Raw genomic sequence first — 14423 nt, 5'->3', positions numbered from 1 at the left:
TCCATCAAAAGTTGTCACATCGTAAACTCTCAAGGGTAGCGGTTTAACCTAAAAAAGTTTGTTCTACCCCAAACTCTTGAGAGATCGCTGATACGACATAAGTCTCGTGCAGAATATTTGCCGCACGATCCACATTCGCAGGATCCAACATTAGCATAGATGATTGTTGCTCAGCCGAGACATAACGCACAGCAATACCATGTTCGGCTAAGGTTGCCCGAGCATGTTCCACTAACCCACGAGCCTGTAGGCCAACCTTAGTGATTAGACTCACTGGCTCTGAATTGCGGATTTTCTCAGCGCACACTAATCGCAACTTGGCATAAGCATCTTGCTTAATCACTAACGCACTGTCATCACCTTCTTCAATGATAGTGCAAACTTCAATCCCCAGCATTTGACACTGCTTAATAATCCCTGCCAAAGATTCATTACTGAGCGCAACTAAAACCATGTCTCTTTGAATTGCGATACCACAGATAGCATGTGTACTGGTATCACCCTTAATCAAGCTGCCTTGATTATCTTCAAAGGTAGAAAGTACACGTAGTGGTACCGCATTTTTCCAAGCATACTGGACACAGGGCAGATGTAGTACTTTCGCGCCTTTACGTGCCATTTCTTCCATGGATGGAAAATCAATCACATCCAATTTTCGCGCCGTGGGTACCACTCGTGGATCACAAGTGTATACACCATCAACATCAGTGAAGATTTGGCACTCATCAGCATTAAGCGCACCCGCCAAGGTCACCGCACTGGTATCTGAACCACCGCGGCCGAGCGTGGTGATATCCCCATTTTCATTAACACCCTGAAAACCAGCGACTATTACAATAAAATCTTGTTCTAGCAGCTCTGTTATCTTTCGAGTATCAATCTGCTTAATCGTTGCGTTATTGTGTTGATTATCCGTCACAATATTCGCTTGAGCTCCGGTTAGTGAGCGGGCTGCATAGCCCATTTTGTGCAGTGTCATGGCCACTAAGGCCATTGACACCTGCTCACCAGCAGAGAGCAAAACATCAAGTTCTCTAGCGTTTGGTACACTATCTACTTGCTGAGCTAAACCCACCAGTCGATTGGTATCCCCTGCCATAGCAGAAACCACTACGACAACTTGATTGCCATCATTTTTCGCCTTAATGATGTGTTCGGCTACGGTTTGCATTGTTTCTATTGAACCCACCGAAGTTCCACCGAACTTTTGCACGATAAGGGGCTTTTTCACCAGTATTCACCTTCCCAAGACCAAAGTCTTATTGGGATCAAATTTGATCGGATTCGATTATCAGATCTCATTTGATCGTTACTAAAATAAAACCAAGCGCCTCATTGGCCACATCTCACTTACACCAATCAGATCACTTGGTTGACTTAATAAAATAACGCCCAATCAATAACATATTGATTGAGCGTCATTTATTTGTCGTGGTTATAGACGCTCAGTAATCCAAGCGTCTACCGACTCTAAGGCCGTAGGTAGAGCCTGCGCATCGGTTCCTCCAGCTTGAGCCATGTCAGGGCGGCCACCGCCCTTACCACCAATTTGTAGTGCCACCATGTTGACCAGTTCCCCAGCTTTGACTTTATGGGTCAAATCATTGGTCACACCGGCAATCAGGCCCACTTTATCTTCGGCCACGTTGCCAAGCATGATAATCCCGCTACCCAGTCGGTTTTTAAGATCATCAACCATACCACGCAGTGCTTTGTTATCCGCACCATTAAGCTGTGCAATCAACACATTAATCCCAGCGATTTGTTTGACTTGATTAATCAGGCCTGCGCTCTCTTGCACTGCCAGCTTATCTTTCAAATGCTGGATATCTTTCTCAAGCAATTTAGCTTTTGCCGCCATTTCAGACACTTTGGCATCATGCTGTGTTTGCTGCGCTTCGAGGTAATCTAATGCACCTTCACCCGTCACCGCTTCAATCCGACGGATACCCGCTGCAATCCCACCTTCTGAGATGATTTTAAACAGGCCAATATTACCGGTATTGCTGGCATGGATACCACCACACAGTTCAGTGGAGAAATCACCCATCGACAGTACACGCACTTGGTCATCATATTTCTCACCAAACAGTGCCATCGCCCCTTTGGCTTTCGCTTCCTCAATATTCATGATCTGGGTTGCGATATTATGGTTACGGCGGATCTGCTGGTTAACCAGACGTTCAACTTGTTTGATCTCTGCCGCACTCATCGCTTCAAGATGTGAAAAGTCAAAGCGCAGTGTTTCCGCACGCACCAGAGAACCTTTCTGCGCCACATGTTCACCCAGCACGTTACGTAGCGCTGCATGCAATAAGTGGGTTGCCGAGTGGTTCAGCGAAATCGCGATACGGCGCTGTTCATCAACCATCGCAGCAACGTGATCGCCTTGCGCCAGAACACCTTCGGCTAGCACGCCGTGGTGCGCAATCGCATTTCCTAGCTTATGCGTATCTTGTACATGGAAAATACCCGCGTCGGTTTTCAGTACACCCGTATCACCACATTGCCCACCCGACTCTGCATAAAACGGCGTGTTATCCAATACGATGATCGCACTATCACCTGCCGACAACGCAGCAACTTGTGCACCTTGCACAAAGATTTCCTGCACCACACTTTGACCACAACTCGCGGTGTAGCCACAAAATTCAGTCGAGGTTGCCGATTTGATCAGCGAATTATAGTCGGTACCAAACTGACCGGCTTCACGAGCGCGTTGACGCTGCTCTTCCATCGCTTGCTCAAAACCAGCTTCATCAATGCTAAAGCCACGCTCACGCGCCACATCATTGGTTAAATCCGCTGGGAAACCGTAAGTGTCGTACAATTTAAACACGGTCTCACCATCCAGCACTTGGCCAGAGAGTTGATCTAAAGCGCTATTAAGAATGCTCATGCCGCGATCCAACGTACGACCAAAGTTCTCTTCTTCAATACGCAGGACTTTTTCCACTAAGGCTTGTTGTTTTTTCAGTTCAACGCCAGCACTGCCCATCACTTGCGCCAAAGGCCCGACTAAAGTGTGGAAGAAAGCGCCTTGTGCACCAAGCTTGTTACCATGACGTACTGCACGACGGATAATGCGGCGTAGTACATAACCACGACCTTCATTAGACGGCATCACCCCATCCACAATCAAAAATGCGCAAGAACGGATGTGGTCCGCCACAACACGCAGAGATTGGTTGGTCAAATCTTGGTAGCCGATCGCATCCGCAGCGGCTTTGATCAGGGTTTGGAATACATCAATTTCGTAGTTAGAGTGCACGCCCTGCATAATCGCAGAAATACGCTCAATACCCATGCCGGTATCAACCGATGGTTTAGGCAGGGGTTCCATCGTGCCATCAGCATGACGGTTAAATTGCATGAACACGTTATTCCAGATTTCGATGAAGCGGTCGCCATCTTCTTCAGGCGAACCAGGAGGCCCACCCCAGATGTGATCACCATGATCATAAAAAATCTCAGTACATGGACCACAAGGGCCTGTATCGCCCATCTGCCAGAAGTTATCTGAATCAAATTTCTTACCACCAGGTTTATCGCCGATACGAATAATACGCTCAGCCGGAATACCCATTTTTTGATGCCAAATATCAAACGCTTCGTCATCGGTTTGGTATACGGTGACCAACAAACGATCTTTGGGCAGTTGTAGAACTTCGGTCAGAAACTCCCAGGCATATTGGATAGCATCTTCTTTGAAATAGTCACCAAAGCTGAAATTGCCTAGCATTTCGAAGAAGGTATGGTGACGTGCGGTGAAACCGACGTTTTCTAAATCATTGTGTTTACCGCCAGCGCGGACACAACGTTGGGCGGTTGTCGCGCGAGTGTAGGCGCGCTTTTCCAAGCCCAAGAAACAGTCTTTAAATTGGTTCATACCTGCGTTGGTAAACAGCAGGGTCGGATCGTTAGCTGGCACCAATGAAGAACTTTCTACAATTTGGTGTCCTTTGCTTTCAAAGAATGCGAGGAACGCGCGGCGCACCTCATCCGTGCTCATAAACATGCAGCTCTTCCTGAAATACTCAAGTTAGAATTTTGCGCTATTGTAAAGCAAGGATAACCGTTCGCCTAGTTTCTTGTGGTTAACAACCTATTGAGTTGAATTTAACAAGAGTGGTCCCTAAATCGAAGATTGAAATGAAAATTGAAATAAAGCAGCAAGTCACAAGTGAATGATTGGCTTGGTGCTAAATCCGCACCACTACCCAGTAACAACTATTCATCTCCCTCATTAGATTGCAGTGCGTAGCGGATCTGCTCAAAGTCAAAACCTCGATATTGCAGATAACGAACTTGTTTCGCATATTGTTGGCGTTCGACACTCCCCCCAAGTGGGAATTTTTTGTGGGCAACCCATTTGGCCTGCGCAAACCAATCGACTTGCTGCTCGGCTAAAGCTTGATCAATCATCGCTGACTCAATCCGCTTTTGTTTGAGCTGTTGACGCACGTGGCGCTCACCATAACCTTTACTCATGGTTTGCCGTACTTGGCTTGCCGCATAACGCGCATCATCCAGATAGCCCAACGCTAAACAATCGTTAATCACCTGCTCAATCACATCGGTTGGATGCCCTTTCAGAGCTAATTTTTGCTGCAATTCATATTGACCATGATCGCGGCGACTCAGTAGCTGTAATGCATTGTGCCGACAAGCGGATAACGCCGAACTCATTATTGTCTCCAGTAGTGCAGGTTGCCACTTGGGCCGCAAAAAATAAGCCCTGCGATGCAGGGCTTATTTCAGTAAAACTTAAGCGCTAAAATGACAGCCACTTAGCCGCGAGTTTAAAACTCTTCGGCAGCACCAAATTCTGCCTCATCAACGGCCGCAGAGGTTTCCTCGGTCAATTGCATATTTTCTGGGTTTAGCAACATATCACGCAGCTTTTTGTCTAGCGCACTAGCGATCACTGGATTCTCTTTCAGATATTTACAAGCGTTCGCTTTCCCTTGGCCAATTTTATCGCCATTACAACTATACCAAGCACCTGATTTTTCAACCATTTTATGCTTAACGCCAAGATCAATTAATTCACCTTCGCGGTTAAAACCTTGGCCATACATGATTTGCGTATGGGCTTCTTTAAAAGGTGCAGCAATCTTATTCTTCACCACTTTGATCCGAGTTTCGTTACCGACGACTTCATCACCTTCTTTGATGGCACCAGTACGACGAATATCTAAACGAACCGAAGCGTAAAATTTCAATGCGTTACCACCGGTGGTGGTTTCTGGGTTGCCAAACATTACCCCAATCTTCATCCGAATCTGGTTGATAAAGATACACATACAGTTGGACTGCTTGAGGTTACCGGTTAGCTTGCGCATCGCTTGTGACAGCATGCGCGCTTGCAGACCCATGTGGCTGTCGCCCATCTCACCTTCAATTTCCGCTTTTGGTGTCAAGGCTGCGACAGAGTCGACCACAATCACATCCACCGCACCAGAGCGAGCTAAAGCATCACAAATCTCTAGCGCTTGTTCGCCAGTATCTGGCTGAGAAACCAGTAACTCATCAATATTCACGCCCAGCTTTTTGGCATATACCGGATCCAAAGCGTGCTCAGCATCGATAAAAGCACAGGTTTTGCTTTCGCGTTGCGCCGCGGCAATCAGTTCCAAAGTTAGAGTGGTTTTACCGGAAGATTCTGGGCCGAAAATCTCAACAATACGTCCCATCGGCAAACCACCCGCACCTAAGGCGATATCCAGAGACAATGAGCCGGTCGATATGGTTTCTACATCCATCGTGCGGTTATCACCTAAACGCATGATGGAACCTTTACCAAATTGTTTTTCAATTTGACCAAGGGCAGCCGCAAGTGCCTTTTGTTTATTCTCGTCCATTACTCTCTCCGGATAGTCACTCAGGTGAGTGGGTATTGCGTCGAAATCGGCTCGACACTGATTGGTTATGTTGCGGCTCATTATACTGTTGATTTGTACAGTGTCTAGATCTGTATGAAAAAAGTTTGCCTTAGTTAACGTTTTCGCAATCCTCGAGCTGCAGATGAACCATCAGTTGGTCAAACACATGCTCGATCGCTTGTTGACGTACTTGCTGGCGATCACCAACAAAATGGCAAGTTTCTAGCTTAAGCCAACCAAACTGGTCCGCAAAGCCAAAGCAAACCGTACCCACTGGCTTTTCTGGACTACCACCACCAGGCCCAGCAATCCCACTGATTGCTACCGCTAAGGTGGCATGTGAATGTTGCAGTGCACCGAGCACCATCTCTTGCACTGTCGGCTCAGAGACCGCGCCATGCAAAGCTAACGTCGCGGGCTGCACGCCGAGCATTTCTTGCTTGGCCTGATTACTGTAAGTGACAAAACTGCGATCAAACCATGCGGAACTGCCCGCCACCTCCGTGATTAAGTAAGCAACGCCTCCCCCCGTGCAGGACTCTGCGGTCGCTAAAATGTGCTGGCGCTGCTCCAGTAACCGCCCCAATTGCTGGCTGCTGGCATAAAGTGTCTGCATGATACCCTCATCTGTTATTGCCGATGTAAAAACCAAGGCTAACCTACCGACTTGCCGATGAATTGCAATCGCCGATGACAAAAAGAGCGCCCTTGGGCACTCTGGCTTGGTCGATCAAATTTCAAACATCAAGCTACCCGCCGCCAAAAACGGCCAGCGCAACACGCTCGGGCTAGCTTGCCCTTCACTAGCAAAAAAGTAGCCAATCTGCGGAGTCGCAAACACTGGCTGACCGCGATGCAAACCTTTTTCGGTTAATTCACGATGTGACAGTTTGGCTTCCCATAATTCAGCGCTGTGCCAACCGATGGGTGCCAATTCAACTCGCACTTCTGCTCCAACCGGATTAATTGAGACCACCTCAAACGGTAACAAAGCTTGGCTATTGGGTTTATCCGCAAGAACCAACTCATGGCTACGCACATACAGTAAGCCATTTTGACATGTCGCTTCACTGGCGGGCGGCTGAATAAAGGCGGCTCCGTTAACCCAGCGGCCATGCTGCCACTCAGCGGTAAACTGATTAACATTACCTAAAAAATCAAACACAAAACGGCTATTGGGTTGCGCATACAGCGCAATCGGTGAGTCTATCTGCTCAATCCGTCCATGACTCATCACCACCACGCGATCGGAAAGCTCCAAAGCCTCATCCTGATCGTGAGTCACAAATACACTGGTAAAGCCTAACTCATCGTGTAGGCTACGCAGCCAGCGGCGCAGATCTTTACGCACTTTCGCATCCAATGCGCCAAACGGCTCATCCAGCAACAGTACTTCTGGCTTAGTTGCTAAGGCTCTAGCCAGTGCAATGCGCTGCTTTTGGCCACCAGACAACTGCTCGGGATAACGCTGTGCCAAATGGCCAAGTTGCACGATTTCCAACAGTTGTTTGACCCGTCGTTGAATTTCACTCGAATTAGGCCGCACCGCACGATCCATGACTTGCAAACCAAACGCCACGTTATCCGCCACCGTCATATGCCTAAATAGCGCGTAGTTTTGAAACACAAAACCGACTCGGCGATCGCGAACGTGCAGATTGGTCACATCACGATCTCGAAAATGGATCGTGCCGCTGTCAGCTCCTTCCAAACCCGCGATAATGCGCAGTAACGTGGTTTTGCCTGAGCCAGATGGCCCTAATAAGCCAATCATCTCGCCCTCTTCAATCTGCAGTGAAAGTGGGGCTAGCGCCTGAAACTGACCAAAATGTTTAGCAATATTATCAAGACGAATGCTCATAGGGCTCCTTGCTGATGTTGCTCGGCCATCTGCAGCCGTTCTTGACGCCACTCGACCAAAGCTTTCAGTAATAGGGTTAATAGGGCGATAAACGCCAATAGCGAAGCGCTGGCAAATGCCGCTTGTGATTGATAATCCTCATACAGCAGTTGCACATGCAAAGGTAAGGTGTTGGTTTCACCGCGAATATTGCCAGAAACCACCGCCACGGCACCAAACTCGCCTACCGCGCGCGCGTTAGTTAGGATCACCCCATAAATCAGCGCCCATTTGATATTAGGCAAGGTGACGCGGCGAAACAGTTGCCACCATGATGCGCCTAAAATGACTGCGGCCTCTTCATCGCTACGTCCTTGCTGCTGCATCAAAGGAATTAATTCACGTGCCACAAATGGGCAAGTGACAAAAACGGTGACCAAGACAATCCCCGGCCAAGCAAACATAATTTGCCAATCATGCTCATATAGCCATGCGCCTAACCAGCCGCTACTGCCATAAAGCAACAGGTAGAGTAACCCAGCCACCACCGGAGAAACGGCAAACGGGATATCAATCAAAGTGATGAAAAATTTACGGCCAACAAATTCAAAACGGGTCACCAACCAAGAGAGCAACACCCCAAACACCAAATTGATCGGCACCGTGAGTAGCGCTACCAGCAGTGTTAAGCCCATCGCATGACGGGTATCGGGATCATTAAAATAACCGAAATAAGCCTCCACCCCATTTGCCAACGCTTGTTGGAAAATGCTCAGTAGTGGGATCAGCAACAATAAGGTCACCAATAACAGCACCAGAGTAATCAAACTCCATTTGACCCACGGCTTATCACCGACACGTAAAGGCTGATAGTCTGCCATTGCCTGCTTCCTTATCGTCCATGAATACGGCGCAGATAAGCGCCTTGCCAAAGATTAATCATCAGTAGTAGTAACAGCGAGGTCAGTAATACCACCGATGCAATCGCGCTCGCAGCAGGAAAATCAAACTCCTGTAAGCGCACAAAAATCATCAGTGAGGTGATTTCACTGACATAAGGCATGTTGCCAGCAATAAAAATCACCGCTCCGAATTCACCAAGGCTACGAGTAAATGACAACGCGATGCCAACCAACAAGGCCGGTTTTAACGCGGGAAAAATCACTTTGCCGAAAACGGCCCAATCGGACGCGCCTAAGGTCATGCCCGCCTCTTCTTCTTCGTGGGAAATTTCTTCCAGCACCGGCTGTAAGGTGCGCACCACAAAGGGAATGCTGGTAAAGACCATCGCAACTATAATGCCAAGCGGGGTATAGGCCACCTTGATTCCTAGCGGATCCAGCCAACTACCTAACCAACCATTAGTGGAATACAAGGTGGCTAGCGTGATCCCTGCCACTGCGGTCGGCAGAGCAAAAGGCAAGTCGACCAGAGCATCTAAAATTCGTTTACCGGGGAATTGATAGCGCACCAACACCCAAGCGAGTAGTAAACCAAACCCACCGTTAAACAGTGAAGCGAGCAAGGCGCAGATCACCGTCACTTTATAACTGGCCACCACACGAGGGTCCGCAATCACTTGCCAATACTCACTCAAGCTCATATTACTAGTTTGCATGATAAGCCCAGTGGCGGGCAGCAGCAGGATCAAGCTGACAAACAACAGAGAGACACCCAAACTTAGTGCAAAACCGGGTAAAACTCGTTGCTGACGCGGACGATGTACAAGCGTATGCCCCATAAAACCTCTTTATATCCATCAAGCAGCGATAATGGCTGCCCATTGATTGAGCAACCACTCGCAATATTGATTAACGACGTTGTAATTGATCCAATTTAGCGCCATTAGCAAATTGGCTTTGCATCGCGTGATCCCAACTGCCGATGATCTGCTCAACGCTCAGTAGTTCAACCGCAGGAAAACGTTGCGCAAATTCAGCTTGTACCTTGGCATCGTGCACTCGGTAGTTGAACTGTGCCAATAAACGCTGTGCAGGCTCACTGTACAGATAGGTAACGTATTCGGTCGCCACCTGATAAGTGCCATTACGCTTGGCCACTTTTTCCACCACAGCGACGGGAAACTCTGCCAAAATCGAGGTTTTCGGCACCACCACTTGGTAATCATCCGCACCATATTGCTGACGGATATTATTCACTTCCGATTCAAAGGTGATCAGCACATCACCAATCCCACGCTCAACAAAAGAGGTAGTGGCACCACGGCCACCGGTATCAAACACCGCAACATTGGCCAGAAATTTTTTTAAAAACTGGTCTTGCTGGATTTGGTTCTCTTTACCAAATGCTTTTTGCGCATAGCCGAGCGCAGCTAGATAGGTATAACGCGCGTTACCTGAAGTTTTCGGATTCGGAAACACACTTTTTACCTCATCACGCACCAAATCATCCCAATCGTGAATATTCTTAGGATTGCCTTTGCGCACTAAAAAAGCGGTCGTCGAGTAGTAAGGTGAGCTGCCATTCGGCAGTAAACTTTGCCAGTTATCAGGCAACAACTGCCCCTTATCATGTAAAACTTGTACATCGGTCACTTGGTTAAACGTCACTACATCCGCCGCTAGCCCTTGCAAAATAGAGCGCGCTTGCGCCGATGAGCCGGCGTGAGACTGCTTGATTTCGACCGTGTTACCGGTAGTTTGCTGCCAATGCTCGGCAAACACTGGGTTATACGCAGCAAACAATTCACGCGAAATATCGTAAGAGGAATTGAGTAGGGTTTGCTCTGCCGCCAAAGCTTGCAGCGAGTTCGCCAATAATACTGCGCTGATGCTCAATTTGATTCGCTTCATAGTGATCGCCTCCAAAATGTGATCGACTCGAAAATCATGATGCCTAAATGGCTTCCTTATGCAGCCTAGATTAGGAGGAATTCCATTTATAAAAAAGAGTGTTAATAGAACGTTTTGGAATAATTCCTAGCAATAAATTGTATGCCTGCTCGACATCAATTCTTATACTGCGACAAGTACGAGATAGCCAAAGAAGGATCACCCGGTGTCTGAATTTCCCACTATTGAAGATTATGTAGGCCACACTCCGCTGGTACGTTTACAACGTTTAACCACCGGCAGTTCAACCGTGCTGGTCAAATTAGAAGGCAATAATCCCGCCGGTTCAGTCAAAGACCGGCCAGCTTTAAATATGATAGTACAAGCAGAAGCGCGTGGGCATTTACAGCCTGGTGACACTATTATTGAAGCCACCAGCGGCAATACTGGCATTGCCTTAGCCATGGCTGCCGCCATTAAAGGTTATTCGATTATTTTGATCATGCCGGATAACGCCACCCAAGAGCGCAAAGATGCGATGCAAGCCTACGGCGCGCAGTTGATTTTGGTCAGTAAAGAGCAGGGAATGGAAGGGGCGCGCGATTTAGCACAGCAAATGCAACATGCCGGCCGCGGTAAAGTGCTCGATCAATTCAATAATTTCGATAATCCTGATGCTCACTTTCGCTCAACTGGCCCAGAAATTTGGCAGCAAAGCCAAGGCAAAATCACCCATTTTGTCTCGAGCATGGGTACCACGGGTACCATTATGGGCGTGTCACGCTATCTGAAACAGCAAAACCCTCAGATCCAGATCATCGGCTTACAACCGGCAGAAGGCAGTGCGATTGCCGGCATTCGCCGTTGGCCAGCCGCCTATTTGCCACGTATTTTTGAAGCGGCACGGGTCGATAGCATTCTTGATATTACTCAACACGATGCCGAACAAACTGCGCGAGCGCTCGCCAGAGAAGAGGGGATTTGTGCAGGCGTAAGCTCTGGTGGTGCGGTGTATGCCGCGTTGCAAATCGCCGAGCAACATCCGGGCTCGGTGGTCGTGGCTATCGTCTGCGATCGCGGTGATCGTTACCTCTCATCAGGACTCTTCACTGGATAATAGGTTGCCTTGGCATCAAGCTCACCACAGCTTAATTGCTCCGCCCTGATAAGGTTTGCTATGCTCTGTAGCCTTTAAGTGATCCATGATGCAGCGAGTGATAATACCGCACTCGGTATCCGCCAATGATGATAAGCAGCGATATAAGATTATGATGAAATCGAACGCCTCACCGAGCGAGTCTCTTTCGCACCACACCCCGATGATGCAGCAATATTTAAGACTCAAGGCGGAAAACCCCGATATTTTACTGTTTTATCGTATGGGTGACTTTTATGAGCTGTTTTACGATGATGCCAAACGCGCCTCTGAACTCTTGGATATCTCATTAACCAAACGCGGCGCTTCTGCCGGTGAGCCTATCCCGATGGCGGGCGTCCCCTTTCATGCGGTGGAAGGCTATTTAGCCAAATTGGTCCAGATGGGTGAGTCGGTCGCGATTTGCGAACAGATCGGCGATCCGGCCACCAGTAAAGGGCCAGTCGAGCGCCAAGTCGTGCGCATTGTTACACCCGGTACGGTAACCGATGAGGCACTGCTCAGTGAGCGAGTCGATAACCTGATCGCCGCGATTTACCATCACAATGGTCGATTTGGTTACGCGACCATGGACATTACCTCCGGTCGCTTTCAGTTGAGTGAGCCACAAAGCGAAGAAGAGATGGCGGCGGAATTGCAACGCACCGCACCGCGCGAACTCTTATTTGCAGAAGATTTTGCTCCCGTACACTTGATGGCGAATCGCCAAGGCAATCGCCGCCGTCCGATTTGGGAATTTGAATTACAAACCGCCAAGCAGCAGCTTAATCAGCAATTTGGTACTCGTGATTTAGTCGGCTTTGGCGTTGAACAAGCCCAGCTCGGATTATGTGCCGCTGGCTGCTTGATCCAATATGTGAAAGATACCCAACGTACTGCGCTGCCGCATATTCGCTCCCTAACGTGGGATCGCCAAGATCAATCGGTGATTTTAGATGCGGCAACTCGCCGCAACCTCGAATTAACCCATAACTTATCAGGTAGCACCGATAACACCTTAGCCGATGTGCTGGATCATTGTGCAACGCCAATGGGCAGCCGGATGCTTAAGCGCTGGATCCATCAGCCAATGCGCGATTTTGCCATCTTGAATCAAAGACTGGATGCGATCGGCGAGTTAAAACAAAGTCTATTATTCGCAGAAATTAGCCCTGTATTACAGCAAATTGGCGATATTGAACGCATTTTAGCCCGCTTAGCCCTACGCTCTGCACGGCCACGTGATTTAGCTCGGCTACGTCATGCCATGCAGCAATTGCCACAGCTCAGCAGCCTGCTAACGGAACTGACCGAACCGCATCTGATCGGCTTAGCCAAACAAGCTCAACCGATGCATGAGGTGTGCGAGCTGTTAGAAAAAGCGATTAAGCCCAATCCACCGGTGGTGATCCGTGATGGTGGTGTGATCGCCGATGGTTATAGTGCCGAGCTGGATGAATGGCGTGATTTGGCCAATGGTGCTACCGAGTTTTTGCAACGTTTAGAAGCCGAAGAGCGCGATCGCCACGGCATTGATAGCCTCAAAGTCGGCTACAACAATGTCCACGGTTTCTACATTCAGGTTAGCCGTGGCCAAAGCCATTTAGTGCCACCCCATTATGTGCGGCGCCAAACGTTAAAAAATGCCGAGCGTTACATCATTGAAGAGTTGAAATTGCATGAAGATAAAGTGCTCAACTCAAAATCACGCGCCTTAGCAGTCGAAAAACAGCTTTGGGAACAACTGTTTGATCTGCTCCTGCCACATCTTGAGCAGTTTCAAGATCTCGCCGCCGCGATTGCCCAATTGGATGTGCTGCAAAACTTAGCGGAACGAGCCGATAGTTTAGATTATCAACGCCCAACCCTAGTGCAGACAGCCGGGATTTCGATTCAAGCCGGTCGCCATCCCGTGGTCGAGCAAGTGATGGATCAGCCTTTTATCGCGAACCCGATTGAGCTGCATGCCGAACGCCGTATGCTGATCATTACCGGTCCTAACATGGGCGGTAAATCGACCTATATGCGCCAAACCGCGTTAATTGCTCTACTGGCCCACATTGGTAGTTATGTACCGGCAGAACATGCGGTGATTGGCCCACTGGATCGTATTTTTACTCGGATTGGCGCATCGGATGACCTTGCCTCTGGCCGCTCGACCTTTATGGTTGAGATGACCGAAACTGCCAATATTCTGCACAACGCCACGCCACACAGCTTAGTGTTGATGGATGAAATCGGACGCGGTACCAGTACCTATGATGGCTTATCACTGGCATGGGCTAGCGCAGAGTGGTTAGCCAAACAAATCGGTGCCATGACGCTATTTGCTACTCACTATTTTGAGTTGACCGAGCTGCCGAATGTATTACCTCATCTGGCCAACGTGCATTTAGATGCGGTCGAACATGGTGACAGCATTGCATTTATGCATGCCGTACAAGAGGGTGCCGCGAGTAAATCGTACGGTTTGGCGGTTGCCGGACTGGCTGGTGTTCCCAAAGCAGTGATCCGCAATGCACGCAACAAACTGCAGCAACTGGAACAATTGAGCCACCAGCCACTCAGCACCCCATCGAATCGGGTTGATATTGCCAATCAACTCAGTTTAATCCCTGAACCAAGTGCGGTAGAGCAGTCATTAACTAGCATCGATCCGGATCAATTAACACCACGCCAAGCGCTCGATCTGCTCTATCAACTGAAAAAACTGCTCTAAGCCAATCATACCGCCAAGAACAACGGCACGGAGAACCCCTTCTTGGCGACAT

11 protein-coding genes are annotated in these 14423 nt (G+C 48.7%); 2 read left to right on the top strand and 9 right to left on the bottom strand.

Features of this window, described 5'->3' with window-relative positions:
- Positions 1–43: 43 nt before the first annotated feature.
- The 9 genes from OOK74_RS02150 to cysP form a co-directional block, all read right to left on the bottom strand.
- Positions 44–1231: an aspartate kinase gene (locus tag OOK74_RS02150; RefSeq protein ID WP_274722382.1), complete on the bottom strand. Its 1188-nt coding sequence runs from the start codon at positions 1229–1231 to the stop codon at positions 44–46.
- A gap of 204 nt (positions 1232–1435) precedes the next feature.
- Positions 1436–4018 carry an alanine--tRNA ligase gene (gene alaS, locus OOK74_RS02145; RefSeq protein ID WP_278183037.1) on the bottom strand — a complete coding sequence of 861 codons (2583 nt, stop codon included), beginning with the start codon at positions 4016–4018 and terminating at the stop codon, positions 1436–1438.
- A gap of 212 nt (positions 4019–4230) precedes the next feature.
- Positions 4231–4689 (bottom strand): recombination regulator RecX, encoded by a 459-nt coding sequence (gene recX / locus OOK74_RS02140; RefSeq protein WP_274722380.1) that lies wholly within the window; start codon positions 4687–4689, stop codon positions 4231–4233.
- A 113-nt stretch (positions 4690–4802) separates the two neighbouring features.
- Complete coding sequence (recA, locus tag OOK74_RS02135; protein ID WP_278183036.1) at positions 4803–5864, bottom strand: recombinase RecA; 1062 nt, start codon at positions 5862–5864, stop codon at positions 4803–4805.
- 130 nt (positions 5865–5994) lie between these two features.
- On the bottom strand, positions 5995–6501 hold the full coding sequence (locus OOK74_RS02130; protein ID WP_274722378.1) for a CinA family protein: 507 nt from the start codon (positions 6499–6501) through the stop codon (positions 5995–5997).
- A 114-nt stretch (positions 6502–6615) separates the two neighbouring features.
- A complete protein-coding gene (locus OOK74_RS02125) occupies positions 6616–7746 on the bottom strand; it encodes a sulfate/molybdate ABC transporter ATP-binding protein (RefSeq protein WP_278183035.1) in 1131 nt (376 codons plus the stop codon).
- Positions 7743–8606: a sulfate ABC transporter permease subunit CysW gene (cysW, locus tag OOK74_RS02120; RefSeq protein ID WP_274722376.1), complete on the bottom strand. Its 864-nt coding sequence runs from the start codon at positions 8604–8606 to the stop codon at positions 7743–7745. The genes OOK74_RS02125 and cysW overlap by 4 nt, the downstream gene beginning before the upstream one ends.
- A gap of 11 nt (positions 8607–8617) precedes the next feature.
- A complete protein-coding gene (gene cysT, locus OOK74_RS02115) occupies positions 8618–9466 on the bottom strand; it encodes a sulfate/thiosulfate ABC transporter permease CysT (RefSeq protein ID WP_278183034.1) in 849 nt (282 codons plus the stop codon).
- A gap of 70 nt (positions 9467–9536) precedes the next feature.
- A complete protein-coding gene (cysP, locus tag OOK74_RS02110; protein ID WP_274722374.1) occupies positions 9537–10538 on the bottom strand; it encodes a thiosulfate ABC transporter substrate-binding protein CysP in 1002 nt (333 codons plus the stop codon).
- A gap of 205 nt (positions 10539–10743) precedes the next feature.
- Here cysP and cysM point away from each other — a divergent pair, with 205 nt between their 5' ends.
- Together cysM and mutS are read left to right on the top strand one after the other, a co-directional pair.
- Positions 10744–11634: a cysteine synthase CysM gene (gene cysM / locus OOK74_RS02105; RefSeq protein WP_278183033.1), complete on the top strand. Its 891-nt coding sequence runs from the start codon at positions 10744–10746 to the stop codon at positions 11632–11634.
- A 151-nt stretch (positions 11635–11785) separates the two neighbouring features.
- Positions 11786–14371, top strand: a complete 2586-nt coding sequence (mutS, locus tag OOK74_RS02100; protein WP_278183032.1) for a DNA mismatch repair protein MutS — start codon at positions 11786–11788, stop codon at positions 14369–14371.
- Positions 14372–14423 lie beyond the last annotated feature (52 nt).

The organism is Vibrio misgurnus (genome assembly GCF_029635775.1).
Taxonomy (GTDB): domain Bacteria; phylum Pseudomonadota; class Gammaproteobacteria; order Enterobacterales; family Vibrionaceae; genus Vibrio; species Vibrio chanodichtyis.
Note: the sequence above shows the minus strand (reverse complement) of the source record. Positions and strands in the feature narration are given on the sequence as shown.

Excerpts from the sequence above, each read along its gene's own strand:
- alaS (WP_278183037.1), bottom strand. The coding sequence starts at position 4,018 with ATGTTTATGAGCACGGATGAGGTGCGCCGCGCGTTCCTCGCATTCTTT.
- recX (WP_274722380.1), bottom strand. The coding sequence starts at position 4,689 with ATGAGTTCGGCGTTATCCGCTTGTCGGCACAATGCATTACAGCTACTG.
- recA (WP_278183036.1), bottom strand. The coding sequence starts at position 5,864 with ATGGACGAGAATAAACAAAAGGCACTTGCGGCTGCCCTTGGTCAAATT.
- OOK74_RS02130 (WP_274722378.1), bottom strand. The coding sequence starts at position 6,501 with ATGCAGACACTTTATGCCAGCAGCCAGCAATTGGGGCGGTTACTGGAG.
- OOK74_RS02125 (WP_278183035.1), bottom strand. The coding sequence starts at position 7,746 with ATGAGCATTCGTCTTGATAATATTGCTAAACATTTTGGTCAGTTTCAG.
- cysW (WP_274722376.1), bottom strand. The coding sequence starts at position 8,606 with ATGGCAGACTATCAGCCTTTACGTGTCGGTGATAAGCCGTGGGTCAAA.
- cysT (WP_278183034.1), bottom strand. The coding sequence starts at position 9,466 with ATGGGGCATACGCTTGTACATCGTCCGCGTCAGCAACGAGTTTTACCC.
- cysP (WP_274722374.1), bottom strand. The coding sequence starts at position 10,538 with ATGAAGCGAATCAAATTGAGCATCAGCGCAGTATTATTGGCGAACTCG.
- mutS (WP_278183032.1), top strand. The coding sequence starts at position 11,786 with ATGATGAAATCGAACGCCTCACCGAGCGAGTCTCTTTCGCACCACACC.